The 13,992-nt window shown below is 70.8% G+C and carries 16 protein-coding genes; 6 read left to right on the top strand and 10 right to left on the bottom strand.

Going from position 1 to position 13,992, the window contains the following annotated elements:
* Positions 1 to 18: 18 nt before the first annotated feature.
* Entirely contained in the window at positions 19 to 726 is a 708-nt protein-coding gene (locus ACQEVM_RS06885; RefSeq protein ID WP_433076080.1) for a CGNR zinc finger domain-containing protein, read from the bottom strand.
* Positions 727 to 808: 82 nt separating this feature from the next.
* Here ACQEVM_RS06885 and ACQEVM_RS06880 point away from each other — a divergent pair, with 82 nt between their 5' ends.
* Positions 809 to 1,579: a class I SAM-dependent methyltransferase gene (locus ACQEVM_RS06880; RefSeq protein ID WP_433076078.1), complete on the top strand. Its 771-nt coding sequence runs from the start codon at positions 809 to 811 to the stop codon at positions 1,577 to 1,579.
* Between the two features lie 93 nt (positions 1,580 to 1,672).
* Here ACQEVM_RS06880 and ACQEVM_RS06875 read toward each other — a convergent pair whose 3' ends face one another.
* The 3 genes from ACQEVM_RS06875 to ACQEVM_RS06865 are packed head-to-tail and all read right to left on the bottom strand — an operon-like array spanning position 1,673 to position 4,365.
* Positions 1,673 to 2,425, bottom strand: a complete 753-nt coding sequence (locus ACQEVM_RS06875; protein ID WP_351749335.1) for an amino acid ABC transporter ATP-binding protein — start codon at positions 2,423 to 2,425, stop codon at positions 1,673 to 1,675.
* A gap of 11 nt (positions 2,426 to 2,436) precedes the next feature.
* Positions 2,437 to 3,384 carry an amino acid ABC transporter permease gene (locus tag ACQEVM_RS06870; protein WP_433076076.1) on the bottom strand — a complete coding sequence of 316 codons (948 nt, stop codon included), beginning with the start codon at positions 3,382 to 3,384 and terminating at the stop codon, positions 2,437 to 2,439.
* A 30-nt stretch (positions 3,385 to 3,414) separates the two neighbouring features.
* Complete coding sequence (locus ACQEVM_RS06865) at positions 3,415 to 4,365, bottom strand: ABC transporter substrate-binding protein (protein ID WP_433076074.1); 951 nt, start codon at positions 4,363 to 4,365, stop codon at positions 3,415 to 3,417.
* 525 nt (positions 4,366 to 4,890) lie between these two features.
* On the opposite strand from ACQEVM_RS06865, the gene ACQEVM_RS06860 reads away from it, so the two are divergent.
* The 4 genes from ACQEVM_RS06860 (at position 4,891) to ACQEVM_RS06845 (ending at position 8,388) form a co-directional block, all read left to right on the top strand.
* Positions 4,891 to 6,093: an NAD(P)-dependent malic enzyme gene (locus ACQEVM_RS06860; RefSeq protein WP_433076072.1), complete on the top strand. Its 1,203-nt coding sequence runs from the start codon at positions 4,891 to 4,893 to the stop codon at positions 6,091 to 6,093.
* Positions 6,094 to 6,571: 478 nt separating this feature from the next.
* Entirely contained in the window at positions 6,572 to 7,534 is a 963-nt protein-coding gene (locus ACQEVM_RS06855; RefSeq protein ID WP_433076070.1) for a zinc-binding dehydrogenase, read from the top strand.
* 84 nt (positions 7,535 to 7,618) lie between these two features.
* Positions 7,619 to 7,828, top strand: coding sequence for a hypothetical protein (locus ACQEVM_RS06850; RefSeq protein ID WP_053676451.1), 210 nt, complete (start codon positions 7,619 to 7,621; stop codon positions 7,826 to 7,828).
* Positions 7,828 to 8,388 carry a Clp protease N-terminal domain-containing protein gene (locus ACQEVM_RS06845; protein ID WP_433076068.1) on the top strand — a complete coding sequence of 187 codons (561 nt, stop codon included), beginning with the start codon at positions 7,828 to 7,830 and terminating at the stop codon, positions 8,386 to 8,388. Before ACQEVM_RS06850 ends, ACQEVM_RS06845 begins: the two co-directional genes overlap by 1 nt.
* A 4-nt stretch (positions 8,389 to 8,392) precedes the next feature.
* Here the strand turns inward: ACQEVM_RS06845 and ACQEVM_RS06840 are convergent, their stop codons facing one another.
* The 3 genes from ACQEVM_RS06840 to ACQEVM_RS06830 form a co-directional block, all read right to left on the bottom strand.
* On the bottom strand, positions 8,393 to 9,289 hold the full coding sequence (locus tag ACQEVM_RS06840; protein WP_433076066.1) for a helix-turn-helix transcriptional regulator: 897 nt from the start codon (positions 9,287 to 9,289) through the stop codon (positions 8,393 to 8,395).
* A 1-nt stretch (position 9,290) separates the two neighbouring features.
* Complete coding sequence (locus ACQEVM_RS06835; RefSeq protein WP_433076064.1) at positions 9,291 to 10,211, bottom strand: DUF4097 family beta strand repeat-containing protein; 921 nt, start codon at positions 10,209 to 10,211, stop codon at positions 9,291 to 9,293.
* Between the two features lie 284 nt (positions 10,212 to 10,495).
* Positions 10,496 to 11,428, bottom strand: a complete 933-nt coding sequence (locus tag ACQEVM_RS06830; RefSeq protein ID WP_433076062.1) for a LysR family transcriptional regulator — start codon at positions 11,426 to 11,428, stop codon at positions 10,496 to 10,498.
* A gap of 207 nt (positions 11,429 to 11,635) precedes the next feature.
* On the opposite strand from ACQEVM_RS06830, the gene snpA reads away from it, so the two are divergent.
* Complete coding sequence (gene snpA, locus ACQEVM_RS06825; protein ID WP_433076060.1) at positions 11,636 to 12,295, top strand: snapalysin; 660 nt, start codon at positions 11,636 to 11,638, stop codon at positions 12,293 to 12,295.
* Between the two features lie 83 nt (positions 12,296 to 12,378).
* Here the strand turns inward: snpA and ACQEVM_RS06820 are convergent, their stop codons facing one another.
* The 3 genes from ACQEVM_RS06820 to ACQEVM_RS06810 all read right to left on the bottom strand — a co-directional run bounded on the left by ACQEVM_RS06820 (position 12,379) and on the right by ACQEVM_RS06810 (position 13,889).
* Positions 12,379 to 12,579 carry a hypothetical protein gene (locus ACQEVM_RS06820; RefSeq protein WP_433076058.1) on the bottom strand — a complete coding sequence of 67 codons (201 nt, stop codon included), beginning with the start codon at positions 12,577 to 12,579 and terminating at the stop codon, positions 12,379 to 12,381.
* A gap of 47 nt (positions 12,580 to 12,626) precedes the next feature.
* On the bottom strand, positions 12,627 to 13,208 hold the full coding sequence (locus ACQEVM_RS06815) for a dihydrofolate reductase family protein (RefSeq protein ID WP_433076056.1): 582 nt from the start codon (positions 13,206 to 13,208) through the stop codon (positions 12,627 to 12,629).
* Between the two features lie 87 nt (positions 13,209 to 13,295).
* The gene (locus ACQEVM_RS06810; protein ID WP_433076054.1) at positions 13,296 to 13,889 is read right to left on the bottom strand and encodes a GNAT family N-acetyltransferase; all 594 of its coding nucleotides are present in this window, start codon (positions 13,887 to 13,889) and stop codon (positions 13,296 to 13,298) included.
* Between the last annotated feature and the right edge of the window lie 103 nt (positions 13,890 to 13,992).

The raw sequence follows: 13,992 nt of genomic DNA, 5'->3' as shown, positions 1-13,992 counted from the left end.
GACCGGCGACAGTGCCGACTACGGGACGGTGCCCGCGGAGCTGGTGCTGGCGACGGCGTTGGCGCGGTGGCGGCCTTGGCCCTCGGGCCCGGAGGGTCGGCGTTCGCTGAGGACCTGGCTGTCCTGGGCGGTCTCGGCGGTGCGGCCGCTGCGTGCGGACTCGTCCGCCTCCAGGCGCTTGCGGGCGCGGTAGGCGGCCACGTTCGCGCGGGTGGCGCAGCGGTCGGAGCAGTAGCGACGGGACCGGTTGGTGGAGGTGTCGAGGTAGGCGTTGCGACAGGGCGTCGCCTGGCACAGGCCCAGGCGCTCCGGGCCGTGCGCGGTGAGGTGGAAGGCCAGCCCGAAGGAGGCCATGGCGGCGTAGCCGGCGGAGGCGTTCGAGGGGTGTTCGGCGAGGTGGATGTGCCAGTCGGGGCGGCCGTCGTCGTCGAGGGTCTCGTGCCCGGAGACCTGGGGGCTGACGGGGAACTCCATGAGCAGGGAGTTCAGCAGGTCGACGGCGAGCACGTGGTCGCCGCCGTCGGCGGCCTCGAAGACGGAGCGCAGCCGGCCGCGGACGTTGCGGAAGCGGGTGACGTCGGTGTCGGTCACCCGGCGGGCCATCTGGGTGCCGGCCCCGAAGAGCGCGCGGACGGCGTCCACCGAGGTGAGCGAGTCCTTGTTGCGGGCCGGCTCCTCGGTGTTGACCAGGCGCACGGCGTAGTCCGAGTAATGGGCCAGTTCCACTTGTAGTCCTTACGGCTGCGGATTAGGGTCTGCGGTAACAGCTACTACTGGTTCGAGGGTATTACTTAGGGAGGGGTTCGGGATGACCGAAGCGTCGAATCCGGTGACCGTCGGGGACTGGCAGGCCTGGCAGGACAGCTGGGACCGGCAGCAGGAGTGGTACATGCCCGACCGCGAGGAGCGGTTCCGGGTGATGCTGGACATGGTCGAGGCACTGGTGGGACCCGCTCCCCGGGTTCTGGATCTCGCGTGCGGTACGGGAAGTATCACGGACCGCGTGCTCAAGAGGTTCCCGGAGGCCCGCAGTACGGGCGTGGACCTGGACCCGGCCCTGCTGACGATCGCCCGCGGCCACTTCGAGGGCGACCCCCGGGTCGACTTCGTGACCGCGGACCTCAAGGACCCCGACTGGACGGCGGCCCTGCCGCACGACACGTACGACGCGGTGCTGACCGCCACCGCCCTGCACTGGCTGCACAGCCCGCGGCTCACCGTGCTCTACGGGCAGCTCGCCCCGCTCGTGCGCGAGGGCGGGGTCTTCATGAACGCCGACCACATGCCCGACCCGACGACCCCGCGGCTCAACGCCGCCGACCGCGCCCAACGGCACGCCGGCATGGACCGGGCCCGGGCCGCCGGCGCCGTCGACTGGGCCGAATGGTGGGCGCTGGCCGCGGCCGACCCGCTGCTCGCCGAGCCGACGAAGCGCCGCTACGAGATCTACGGCGAGCACGCCGACGGGGACACCCCGGACGACGCCTGGCACGCCCGCACCCTGCGCGAGGCGGGTTTCGCGGAGGCCCGCACGGTCTGGCGCTCCCCCTCGGACGCGCTGGTCCTGGCCCTCAGGTAGGGCCACCGGAACCGGGCGGCCCGGCGGCCCGGCCCGGAAACGACGGGAGGGGCGGTACGGAAATCCGTACCGCCCCTCCCGCGCGTCGATCGGTCACAGCACCTTGGACAGGAACGCCTTCGTCCGGTCGTGCTGCGGGTTGCCCAGGACCTCGCGCGGGTGGCCGGACTCGACCACCACGCCGCCGTCCATGAAGACGAGGTTGTCGCCGACCTCGCGGGCGAAGCCCATCTCGTGGGTGACCACGATCATGGTCATGCCGGACTCGGCGAGGTCGCGCATGACGTCGAGGACGTCACCGACCAGCTCCGGGTCGAGCGCGGAGGTGGGCTCGTCGAAGAGCATCAGCTTCGGCTCCATGGCCAGCGCGCGGGCGATGGCCACGCGCTGCTGCTGACCGCCGGAGAGCTGCGAGGGGTAGTTCCCGCCCTTGTCGCCGAGGCCGACGCGGTCGAGGAGCTTGACGGCGCGCGCCCGCGCCACCGCCCGGCTCTCGCCCTTGACCATGACCGGGGCTTCCATGACGTTCTCGACGGCCGTCATGTGGGGGAACAGGTTGAAGCGCTGGAAGACCATGCCGATGTCCCGGCGCTGGGCCGCGACCTCGCTGTCCTTCAGCTCGTAGAGCTTGCCCGCCTTCTCGCGGTACCCGACGAGCTGCCCGTCGACCGAGAGCCGGCCGGCGTTGATGCGCTCCAGGTGGTTGATGCACCGCAGGAAGGTGGACTTGCCGGAGCCGGACGGGCCGACCAGGCAGAAGACCTCACGGGGGGCGACCTCCAGGTCGATGCCCCGGAGGATGTGGGCGGGGCCGTACGACTTGTGGACGGCCTCGGCCTTGACCATCGGCTGGGCGGTCACTTAGCCACCTCCGTACGGCGGAACATGTTCAGGTTGGCCTTGATCCGCTGCAGCGGGGTGGGCGGCAGGGAGCGCAGCGAGCCGCGGGCGTAGCGACGCTCCAGGTAGTACTGGCCGACGCTGAAGACGCTGGTGAGCGCCAGGTACCAGATGGAGGCCACGAAGTACATCTCGATGATGGCACCCGCGGTGGAACCGATGTTGCTGGTGGCCCGCAGGAGCTCGGTGTACTGGACCGCCGAGACCAGCGACGAGGTCTTCAGCATGTTGATGAACTCGTTGCCCGTCGGCGGGATGATCACCCGCATCGCCTGGGGCAGCACCACACGGCGCATGGTCTGCACCTGCGTCATGCCCAGGGCGTGCGAGGCCTCGCTCTGGCCCTCGTCCACGGACTGGATGCCGGCGCGCACGATCTCCGCCATGTAGGCGCCCTCGTTCAGGCCGAGGCCCAGGAGGGCGACCAGGAACGGGGTCATGACGTCGACGGTCTCGTTCTTGTAGATCGGACCGAGGTCGATGTACTGGAAGATCAGCGGCAGGCTGAACCACACCAGCAGCTGGACGTAGACCGGGGTGCCGCGGAAGAACCAGATGTAGAGCCAGGCGACGGCGCTGGTCACCGGGTTGTTCGAGAGCCGCATCACCGCGAAGAGGATGCCGAGCACCAGGCCCAGCAGCATCGAGGTGACGCTGATGAGAATGGTGTTGCCGAGGCCGGAGATGACCGTCGGGTCGAACAGCTTGTCGCCGACGGTGCCCCAGTTGACATTGCCGTTGGCGAAAGCGAGAACCAGCCAGCCCAGCACCGCGATGACGACCACGGCACTGATCCAGCGTCCGTAGTGACGGACGGGAATTGCCTTGATGGCCTCGTACGGGGTGGCCGAGGGGCCGGGTCCGGCCGGAGTGGCGGCCGGACCCTTGTCGATCTTGTCAGTCACAATGACTGCCCTTCAGTGGAGCGCCCGGAATTACTGACCTGCGTTGACGGTCGCGGACTTGACGGCGCTGTCCTTGACGTCCCACTTCTCAAGGACCTTGGCGTAGGAGCCGTCCTTGATGATGGCGTCGAGGGCCTGCTTGAGGGCGTCACGCAGCTGCGTGTTCTCCTTCGCGACACCGATGCCGAAGAGGCCGACGTCGCTCTGCTGGCCGGTGACCTCGAAGTCGTTGCCGCCACCCGAGGTCTTCGCGGTGTACGCGGCGACCGGGTAGTCGTTCAGGTCGGCCACGGCGCCGCCGGCCTTGACGCGGGTCTGCGCCTCGGCGTCGGTGTCGAAGGCCTCGATGGTGAGCTTCTTGTCCCCGCACTTCTCGGCCTGCGCCTTGAAGGTGTCCTCGTAGATCGTGCCGCGCTGGACGGCGACGGTCTTGCCACACAGGTCGTCGAGGGACTTGACGCCCTGCGGGTTGCCCTTCTTGACGATGAGCGAGACGCCGGACGAGAAGTAGTCGACGAAGTCGACGCCCTTGCCGATCTTGGCGCCCTTGTCGTCCAGGCCTTCCTGGCGCTTCTTGTTGTCCGTGATGGACGACATGATCGCGTCCTGGCGGCCGGTGTAGACCGAGGTCATCAGGCCGTCGAAGGTGCCGGCGGTGAACTGGAACTTCACCCCGAGCTGCTTGCCGAGGGCCTCGGCGATGTCGGGGTCGACACCGACGATCTTGTTGCCCTCGGTGAACTCCATCGGCGCGTAGGCGGCGTCCGTGCCGACCTTGATGACACCGGCGTCCTGGATCTTCTTCGGCAGCGCCGAGAAGAGCGGGGCGCTGTTGGTCTTGCCCGAGGGAGTGGAGCTGCCGCCATCGTCGGTCTGGTCGCCACAACCGGTGAGGATGAGGGCGCCGGCGACCGCGATAGCACCGGCCGCGGCGATCCGGGACCGGGCGGCGGTCGTACGACGGGTGGTGCTTGCGGTCATGAGCTGGTTCCTCCGGCAGTGGGGAAAAAAGCATCCGAGAACGGTCGGGGCACGCACCATCGAGTGTCGCGACCTTGTGTGATTACGGCATCTTGCCATTCGGACTGAGACATTCAGGGTGCCCGTCAGGTCAAAATCGGATAACGGGCGACCTGGGGTGCCCAACAGGACTGCGGAGAACGGGCTTCGCGGCGGGATTATGCGCTGTGACCAGGGCTTTCCCCCGCAGTATTTGCGGTGCGTCTCGCCCATTGGACACCAAGGTTTGGACTTTTCGCCAAAACGCGGACAACCGGCCTACGATCGAGCGGGAATCGACTCGTCTGAGCGAGCGTTCTTCCGGTAGAACAGATCCTTACACCCCTCATCCGGGGCTCAGGGCGCGCGTGCGGCGCGCCCGCGCGTACGAACCTCCTCTTCGCGGAGACGGGCCAACCGTCGATGCGGAGCACGGACGCGGTGCCCGCCCACCCCTTAACCAGGAGTGGCCACCCTCAACGATTAAAGACTTAAGGGGTCAAGAAAGTGGCAGCGGAGATCGTCAATCCTCGCAGCGACAGCGTGACGGACAACAACCCCGACGCGGTGTTCGCACTGCACCGGGGCGGCAAGATGGCCGTGCAGGCCACCGTGCCGGTCCGCGACAAGGACGACCTGTCCCTCGCGTACACGCCCGGTGTGGCGAAGGTCTGCAGCGCCATCGCGGAGAACCCGGAACTCGTCAACGAGTACACCTGGAAGTCCAACGTGGTCGCCGTCGTCACCGACGGCACGGCCGTGCTCGGCCTGGGGGACATCGGTCCCGAGGCCTCCCTCCCCGTGATGGAGGGCAAGGCGATCCTGTTCAAGCAGTTCGGCGGTGTCGACGCGGTCCCGATCGCGCTCGCCACCAAGGACACGGACGAGATCATCGAGACGGTCATCCGTCTCGCGCCCTCCTTCGGCGGGGTCAACCTGGAGGACATCTCCGCGCCCCGCTGCTTCGAGATCGAGCGTCGGCTCCAGGAAGCCCTGGACATCCCGATCTTCCACGACGACCAGCACGGCACGGCCATCGTGACGCTGGCCGCCATGCGCAACGCGGCGAAGCTCACCGGTCGCACCCTCGGCGACCTGCGTGCGGTCATCTCCGGCGCGGGCGCGGCGGGCATCGCCATCGCCAAGATCCTCGTGGACGCCGGCATCGGCGACGTGTGCGTCACCGACCGCAAGGGCGTCGTCTCGGCCGACCGCTCCGACCTGACGGACGTCAAGGCGGAGATCGCGGGCCTGACCAACAAGACGGGCCGGACCGGCTCCCTGGAGAGCGCCCTCGCGGGCGCGGACGTCTTCATCGGCGTCTCCGGCGGCACCGTCCCCGAGGCCGCGGTGGCCACGATGGCGAAGGACTGCTTCGTCTTCGCCATGGCCAACCCGAACCCGGAGGTCCACCCGGACGTCGCGCACAAGTACGCGGCGGTCGTGGCGACCGGTCGTTCGGACTTCCCGAACCAGATCAACAACGTGCTGGCCTTCCCGGGCATCTTCGCGGGCGCCCTCAAGGTGCGCGCGACCCGGATCACCGAGGGCATGAAGATCGCCGCCGCCGACGCCATCGCCGGCGTCGTGGGTGACGAGCTCGCGGCCGACTACGTCATCCCGTCGCCGTTCGACGCGCGCGTCGCCGAGGCCGTCACGGCCGCGGTCGCCGCCGCGGCGAAGGCCGACGGCGTGGCCCGTCTGGCCTGACGTCACGGTCCGTCCGCGACACTGGGCTGTACGGGTGAGGGCCCGGTCGGATCCACTCCGGCCGGGCCTTCCTCGCGTCCGGGCCCGACGGCGGGGCAACGGAGTGCCGGCCCCGCGGACGCGTCCGAGCGTGAAGGGCCGGCGTCCGCGCCGAGAACGCACCCTCCCGGCCCCCGAACCGGGAGGGGTCGCTCCGTCCGTCGCCCGGTCGAGCCGGGCGGTCGTGAGGGGTCGCCGCCGGGCGAGAGCGCCGGACGGGACCACGGGCGGAAAATGACAGGCTCATGGCGAGCATCACCGCAGGCCAGAATGTTACCCCCGATCCCGACTCGATCCCGACGTTCCGATTGGGCATGCGAGCCACACAAACCAACTGGTACGGCGGGTACTTGGAGGCGGATCGACCATTCCGCTCGACTCCCCCGCCGACCTGACGCCTCTGGTCAGGCCGCACTACCGAGCGGTAGCGTCTGGCGGCATGTTCGCTGCCTACGCCGCCCGAATCGACCGAGACCAGCCGCTGAGCGGCCTTGAGCTGGGCGACCGCCCCGCCCCCGAGGCCCGCCCCGGCTGGGTGACCGTGAACGTCAAGGCCGCCTCGCTCAACCACCACGACCTGTGGTCGCTGCGCGGAGTCGGCCTCGGCGTGGAGAAACTGCCCATGATCCTCGGCTGCGACGCCGCCGGGATCGACCAGGACGGCAACGAGGTCGTCCTGCACTCCGTGATCGGCCAGAGCGGCCACGGGGTCGGCCCCGACGAGCCGCGCTCGATCCTGACCGAGCGCTACCAGGGCACGTTCGCCGAGCAGGTGACCGTCCCCGCCTGGAACGTCCTGCGCAAGCCCGCCGAGCTGTCCTTCGAGGAGGCGGCCTGCCTCCCCACCGCCTGGCTGACGGCGTACCGGATGCTGTTCACCAACGCCGGCGTGCGGCCCGGGGACTCCGTCCTGGTCCAGGGCGCGGGCGGCGGGGTCGCCACCGCCGCCATCGCCCTGGGCAGGGCGGCGGGCCTGCGCGTCTTCGCCACCAGTCGGGACGAGGCCAAGCGCAAGCGGGCGGTGGAGCTGGGCGCGGTGGACGCGTTCGAGCCGGGCGCCCGGCTGCCGCAGCGGGTGGACGCGGTGATCGAGACGGTCGGTGCCGCCACCTGGTCGCACTCGATCAAGTCCCTGCGGCCCGGCGGGACCCTGGTCATCTCCGGCGCGACGAGCGGCGACCGCCCGGCCCACGCGGAACTGACCCGCATCTTCTTCCTGGAGCTGAAGGTGGTCGGCTCGACCATGGGCTCGAAGGACGAGCTGGAGGACCTGCTGTCCTTCTGCGCGGCCACGGGCCTGCGGCCGGTCATCGACGAGGTGCTGCCGCTGGACCGGGCGCGCGAGGGCTTCGAGAAGCTCGCGTCCGGAGACCTCTTCGGCAAGGTGGTCCTGACGGTCTGACGGCCCGATCCCCGCCTCCCGCACCGGACATCGGGCGTCAACCGGGGTTGACGCGCTTCGGCATGTCAACCTACATTGACATGCATGACCGAAGCGACCGATCTCGCCGAACGGGCCGGCGACCGTGACCCGCGTGTGGGCCTGCGTGCCGTGGCCGCCCTCCGAAGGCTGCTGGAGCAGTTGGAGGCCGTACAGGTACGCAGCGCCCGCGCGCAGGGATGGTCCTGGCAGGAGATCGCGGCCGAGCTGGGCGTCACCCGGCAGGCCGTGCACAAGAAGCACGGGAGGCTTTGATGTTCGAACGCTTCACGACCGAGGCCCGCACCACGGTGACGGGCGCGGTGGCCGAGGCCCGACGGGCCGGGGCCGACGCGGTCACCGAGGAGCACCTGTTGCTCGCCCTGCTCGCGCAGGGCGCGCTGGATCCGCTCGGCGTGGACCGGGCGGCGGTGACAGCCGGCCTCGCCGAGGCCCGCCGCCGGGGCGGCATGACCCGCGCCGACGAGGAGGCGCTGGCCGGTCTCGGGATCGACCTCACCGAGATCCTCACCCGGATCGAGGAGACCCACGGCGAGGGCGCCCTGTCGCGCACCACGCCCCGCAGGCGTGGTCTGGGCGCCTCGCTCCGCTCGGCCCTCGGCCGCCCGGAGTCGGACAACCGGCACGTCCCCTTCACCCAGGGCGCGAAGAAGACCCTGGAGCAGTCCCTGCGCATCGCGCTGGGGCGGGGGGACCGCCACATCGCCGCCCTGCACCTGTTGCTGGCCCTGCTCTCGCGTCCGGGCACGGTCGCCGAGGTCCTCGCGGACCACGGCGTCACCCTGGCCGGCGCCGAACGGGGCCTGGCGGCCTGACGGCCTACACGGGGTCCGGACGGAGTTCCGCCGTGACCCGGGTCGCCGCGACGGCCAGGTGCGCGCGGGCCTCGGCCAACTGCGCCGGGCTCACCCCGTGGTCGCGGGCCGCGTCGCGGATCTCGTCGCGGAAGCGGTCCAACAGCCGGTCCAGGTCGCGGATCGGGTCCGCGCTCGGGGTCAGGTCCTCGGCCCAGGTGGAACCCACGTCCGAGGCCGCGGTCGACGCGCCGGGCGCGGAGGCGGGGGCGCCCCCGCCGAGCCAGGCCCCGGCCAGGCCGCCCAGGACACCGCTCGACTTCGCGAACTGCTCCTGGAGCTGGCTCGCGATGCGCTGGACCTCCTCGCGGGCCCGGTCCTGGGCCTCCTTGGCCTGACGGCGGGCCTGGTGGGCCTCCTCGCGGGCCCGGCGGCTCTCGTCCTTCGCCCGCCGCGCCTGCTCCTTCCACTCCGCCTTCGCCTTGCGGAGCTCCTCCTTGGCGGCCTTCCAGCCCTCGTCCTCGACCCGGGTCGTGGTGGCGGACGCGGCGGCCGCGCGCATCTCGCGCCGCAGGTCACCCGCCGCGCCCCGGACGTCGTCGCGCATCTCGGCGGCCAGTTCGGACACCGAGTCGCGGATCTCCAGCTCCAGGTCGGCCAGTTCACCGCCGCGGTCGGCCAGTTCGGCGCGGCCGGCCTCGGTGATGGAGTACACCTTGCGCCCGCCCTCCGTGGCGTACGTGACGAGCCCCTCGGCCTCCAGCTTCGCCAGCCGCGGGTACACGGTGCCCGCGGAGGGCGCGTACAGCCCCTGGAAGCGCTCCTCCAGCAGGCGGATCACCTCGTACCCGTGCCGCGGGGCCTCGTCCAGCAGCTTGAGGAGGTAGAGGCGGAGGCGGCCGTGGGCGAAGACGGGCGGCATGTCAGAGCACCTTCTTGTCGAGCGCGAGGGGGGCGGCGGTCTCGGCGGTGTCGCCGGCCGGGCGGCGCAGCAGCGCGATGGCGCCGGAGACGGTGGTGGCCCGCAGGGTGCCGGTGCCGGCTCCGAGCGTGCCGGTGATCCGCTTGGCCCCGAACTGGCCGGAGACCCGCAGGTCCTCGAAGGCGTTGGAGACGCCGCCGGTGGCGGTGTTGGCCTCGACCCGCGCGTCGGCCGGGTGCGGCAGGCGGATCGCCACCTGACCCGAGACCGAGTTCAGGGAGATGTCCACCGGACTCGGCGCGATCGGGTCCAGGGCCAGGTCGATGAGCATGTCGCCGCTGACGGAGTCGGCCCGTACGTTGCCGCCCGCGCCGTCGACCACCGTCAGGCCGCCGGAAACCGAGTGGAAGCCGAGGCCGCCGGTGACGGACTGGGCCTCGACGCCGCCGGAGACGGTGTTCACCTTGACCTTGCCGGAGAGGCCCACCAGGGTCGTGTCGCCGGAGACGCCGTTGACGTCGGTGTCGGCGCTGATGCCGGAGACGAAGGAGGTGGCGCTGACGGCGGCCAGCTGCACGGAGGTGGAGGCGGGCACGGTGAGGGTGACCGTGACGGAGCGCTCCCAGGCCTTGCGGCCGTCGCCACCGGACCACGACTTCCACGGCTTGCTCTCGAACCACTCCTTGATGCCCCGGGAACCGTTCCAGGGGAGGTCCTCGTAGGAGAGGGTGAGGACGCCGGCCTCGTGCACGACGTGCAGCGGCGGGCCGTCGACCTCGGCGACTTCCAGGCGGGCGGGCCCCTCGTCGGAGGCGACGACGTTCACGGTCCCGCCGACGACACGGACGCGGAGTTCGGTCACCGGCTGCTCGAAGGTGAGCTTCTGGGGTTCGGCGACGGACCACGTCATCTGCTCTGCCATGGTGCTGATCCTCCTCGTGCGTTCACGGACCGGACTCGACGCACGCAACATATCGCGTCTTGTGGTTAACACGATATATCGCGGTTGAGGGAAGTCAAGCGCATCCCTGAAATCCCCATTTTGCGATGATCTGCCCAGTTTTCCGGGCATGTGGAACCGGCGCGTGCGGCGGGCGCGGCGCGCGGACGGGGCGGAGCACGGCCGGACGGCGGAGGCCGCACGAGGGAGCCGCCGGCCCGGCCCGGTACGACCGGAGGCGGGGCCGCGGGTGATCCCGACAGTGCCTAGGCGGCCAGGAGGGGGCTCGCGTGGTGGTGGAGCCAGGCCCGGTACGGCGGGGTGCGCAGGGCGGCTTCGCGATAGGCCGCGCGGAGGTCCTCGTACACCTCGGCGTGCGCACCCGGCAGGGTGGCCAGGAGCAGCCGTACCGCCAGCGGGTCCCCCGACAGCGGCCGGATGGCCATGTCGTCCCGGGGGCCGGAGGTCGGCTGGCAGGGGGCGACGGCCTCGCCCGAGACGATCAGCGAGGTCGCGGTGTGGTAGTCGGCGTGCAGCACGGGCGGGTCCAGCCCGGCCCCGGCGAAGACCCGCCGCAGACCGTCCCATTCGCCGTCCACGGACGGGTCGACGGTCCAGCGGTCGGCGGCCAGGTCGCGTAATTCCACCACCGGCCGGCGCGCGGCGGGATGATCCCTGGACATGGACACGAACTGCGGTTCGCGCTCCATCAGCACGTGCAGTTGCAGGCCGGGCGGGACCCGCAGCGGGCTGCCCTCCACCTCGTGGACGAACGCCACGTCGAGCTGCCCCGACGCCATCATCCGCAGCAGCGCGTTGGCCGACACGTCGACCACCAGCGAGGTCTCGGTCTCGGGCGAGCGCCGGTGCAGGCGGCGCAGCCAACCCGGCAGCGCCCGGCTGGCGGTCGAGCCGATCCGCAGTCGGGGTCCGTGGGCGGCGGCCCGCGCCTCGGCCACCAGGGCCGCCATCTCGGCGAGCAACGGTCTCGCCCGACCGAGCACGGTACGGCCGAATGGCGTGGGACGACATCCGGTCCGTTCGCGCAGGAACAGTTCCCCTTCCAGGGCCCGTTCGATACGGCGCAGTTGGGTCGTCAGCGAGGGCTGGCTCACGCCGAGTTGCCGCGCCGCCTTGTGCAGGCTGCCGGCGTCCGCGATGGCACACAGTGCGCGCAGGTGCCTCACCTCGAGCTCCATGACCCGAGAGTAGGGCGGGCGCACGGCGCCGCACCAGTCGCTGATAGCCCCCCGAATCCCGCCATTCTCACGCTAGTTGACCTACCGAAAACTTCCCGATAGCCCGGCGTTATCGATGGCTGACATCATCCGCCGGCCCCTTCCGCTCCCGCAGACTCCGGTACCGAACGACCCACCCCCCACACCGGATGAGTAGGAGCCCCCCACATGCGCCACTCCCGTAAGTCCATGCTTGCCGGCAGCATCGGCCTCGGCCTGGCCGCCGCCCTGGCCTCGGTCGCCCCCACCGCGAGCGCCGCCCCGGCGCCCGTCGGCAACGCCGCGAGCTACGCCGCGTACGAGCGTTCCACGGAGAACGACGCCGCGACGAAGGCCTTCTTCCAGGCCGTGCGGGCTTCGGTGGCCGAGCAGCGCGCCGCCAACCCGGGCGCCCTCGCGGTGACCGTCACGTACAACACCCGCAGCGCGCCGAGCTTCCGCAGCCAGATATCCCGCTCCACCCAGATCTGGAACAGCTCGGTGAGCAACGTCAGACTGCAGGAGGTGTCCTCCGGCGGGAACTTCTCGTACCGCGAGGGCAACGACTCGCGCGGTTCGTACGCGAGCACCGACGGGCACGGCCGGGGTTACATCTTCCTGGACTACCGGCAGAACCAGCAGTACGACTCCACCCGCGTGACCGCGCACGAGACCGGCCACGTGCTGGGCCTGCCGGACCACTACTCCGGTCCGTGCAGCGAGCTGATGTCGGGCGGCGGGCCGGGCACCTCGTGCACGAACCCCAACCCGAACTCCGCCGAGCGTTCGCGCGTCAACCAGCTCTGGGCCAACGGCCTCGTCGCCTCCGGCCTCGGCACCAAGGGCTAGGTCACACCGGTTCCGCGGGGCCCGGGTCGTCTCTTTCGGATCGTGCCGGGCCGCGCGGGTCGGGCACGTTCCGGGAGGACGGCCTAGACGTCCCTGGGGACGTACGTGGAGCAGTCCGGGTTCCTGCATGAGCCCGGGCCCCACTGCGGCACGAAGATCCCGAGGGACTTGCGCCGCCGGACCACCGTGTTCACGGAACGCCCGCAGGCCGGGCACGACTGCTGTTCGTGCCCGGCCTGCGGGGCCACCGTCTCGTGCCTGCGCTGAAGCTCTTCACCGGCCATACCTCAAAGGTAGGCCGGTTCCGCGTTTTCGGCGGGGCGGCGGCGGGTCAGCGCCTGCGGGCGTAGGTGGTGACCACCTGGCCGCCGGCGAAGGACCGGACGTCGGTCAGTTCCAGCTCCCGCAGCGCGAATCCCGCGCGGGACATGGGGATGCCGGAGCCCACGAAGACCGGGTACGTCTTGACGACGAACTCGTCGATCTCCTCGACCAGCTGCCCGACCAGGTCGGCGCCACCGCAGAGGTAGATGCCCAGACCCGGTCGCGCCTTCAGTTCCCGCACGCGCGCCGCCACGTCCCCGCTGATGATCTCGACGGCCGGGTCGGGCGACTCGGTGAGCGAGCGGGACGCGACGTACTGGTCGAGGTGGGCGTACGGACTGGTGATCCCGACCTTGTACGCCGGGTCGTAGGTGCCGCGGCCCATCACGATCGCGTCGAAACGCCTCGGCGCGCCGGGGTCGAGGCCGAGCGCCGCCCGGACGTGCGTCGGCACGGTCTCGGGGAACTCGGCGAACATGGCGCCGGAGTACTCGGGATCCAGCCACGTGTTGAAGAAGTCACCGTCACCGTCCGGGTCGGCGATGAAGCCGTCGACGGAGGTGGCGAGGTAGTACGTGAGCTTGCGCAAGCGATTCTCTTTCGCCGGGGAGTGCCACCGTTTCGGTGCACAGCAGTCAAAGTACTTCAGACGAAGTGCTTTGGCTACGCCTTTTCCTCAGCCCCGCGACTTGCGCCACATCGGCCACATCAGGGGCCCCTCCGGCAGGCGCACCGCCGTCCCCGTGAACTCCCAGCCGAGCCGCTCGTACAGCCCCCTGCTGCGCTCGCTGCTCGCCTCCAGGTAGGCCGGCAGCCCCTCGCGGTCGCACCGCTCCAGCACCGGCCGCATCAGCTCCGTGCCGAGCCCCTCGCCCTGTCGGTCGGGCGCGACGGCGATCATCAGCAGGTACTCGTGCTCCTCGGACGTCGGGTGCACCTCCCCGGTCAGCCGGCCCACCAGCTCGCACCGCTCGTTGTCCGGGTCGGCCACCGCCCGCATCCTCGCCGGGACCTCGTCCTCGCCCTCCGGCTCGCCCGCCGGGATCCGCAGCCACAGCGCCGCCGCCGAACCGTCCGTCGCGTAGTCGATCCGCCCGTCGGCGAGCACCACGTCCACGAAGACCCCGAGGAACTTCCCGTGCACGGCCGCCCGGTGCTCCGGATCCGGGAAGACCCAACAGCTGACGGGGTCCTCGCGGAAGGCCTCGTCGAGCAGCCGCGCCACCGCGTCCCGGTCCGACCGATCCGCCTGACGTATCTCCAGCACCACTGGACCCACCCCTCACTCGCGCGTCAACGACTGCGGGTGATCCTAGAGTTGGCCCGAACGGCCCGGAAGGCGCGCACACGACCGCGCGCGCGAAAAGGCCTGT

The organism is Streptomyces sp. CA-243310 (genome assembly GCF_050936775.1).
Lineage (GTDB): Bacteria > Actinomycetota > Actinomycetes > Streptomycetales > Streptomycetaceae > Streptomyces.
Note: the sequence above shows the minus strand (reverse complement) of the source record. Positions and strands in the feature narration are given on the sequence as shown.

Excerpts from the sequence above, each read along its gene's own strand:
- ACQEVM_RS06855 (WP_433076070.1), top strand. The coding sequence starts at position 6,572 with ATGTTCGCTGCCTACGCCGCCCGAATCGACCGAGACCAGCCGCTGAGC.
- ACQEVM_RS06865 (WP_433076074.1), bottom strand. The coding sequence starts at position 4,365 with ATGACCGCAAGCACCACCCGTCGTACGACCGCCGCCCGGTCCCGGATC.
- ACQEVM_RS06840 (WP_433076066.1), bottom strand. The coding sequence starts at position 9,289 with ATGCCGCCCGTCTTCGCCCACGGCCGCCTCCGCCTCTACCTCCTCAAG.
- ACQEVM_RS06835 (WP_433076064.1), bottom strand. The coding sequence starts at position 10,211 with ATGGCAGAGCAGATGACGTGGTCCGTCGCCGAACCCCAGAAGCTCACC.
- ACQEVM_RS06830 (WP_433076062.1), bottom strand. The coding sequence starts at position 11,428 with ATGGAGCTCGAGGTGAGGCACCTGCGCGCACTGTGTGCCATCGCGGAC.
- ACQEVM_RS06845 (WP_433076068.1), top strand. The coding sequence starts at position 7,828 with ATGTTCGAACGCTTCACGACCGAGGCCCGCACCACGGTGACGGGCGCG.
- ACQEVM_RS06880 (WP_433076078.1), top strand. The coding sequence starts at position 809 with ATGACCGAAGCGTCGAATCCGGTGACCGTCGGGGACTGGCAGGCCTGG.
- ACQEVM_RS06850 (WP_053676451.1), top strand. The coding sequence starts at position 7,619 with ATGACCGAAGCGACCGATCTCGCCGAACGGGCCGGCGACCGTGACCCG.
- snpA (WP_433076060.1), top strand. The coding sequence starts at position 11,636 with ATGCGCCACTCCCGTAAGTCCATGCTTGCCGGCAGCATCGGCCTCGGC.
- ACQEVM_RS06875 (WP_351749335.1), bottom strand. The coding sequence starts at position 2,425 with ATGGTCAAGGCCGAGGCCGTCCACAAGTCGTACGGCCCCGCCCACATC.
- ACQEVM_RS06820 (WP_433076058.1), bottom strand. The coding sequence starts at position 12,579 with ATGGCCGGTGAAGAGCTTCAGCGCAGGCACGAGACGGTGGCCCCGCAG.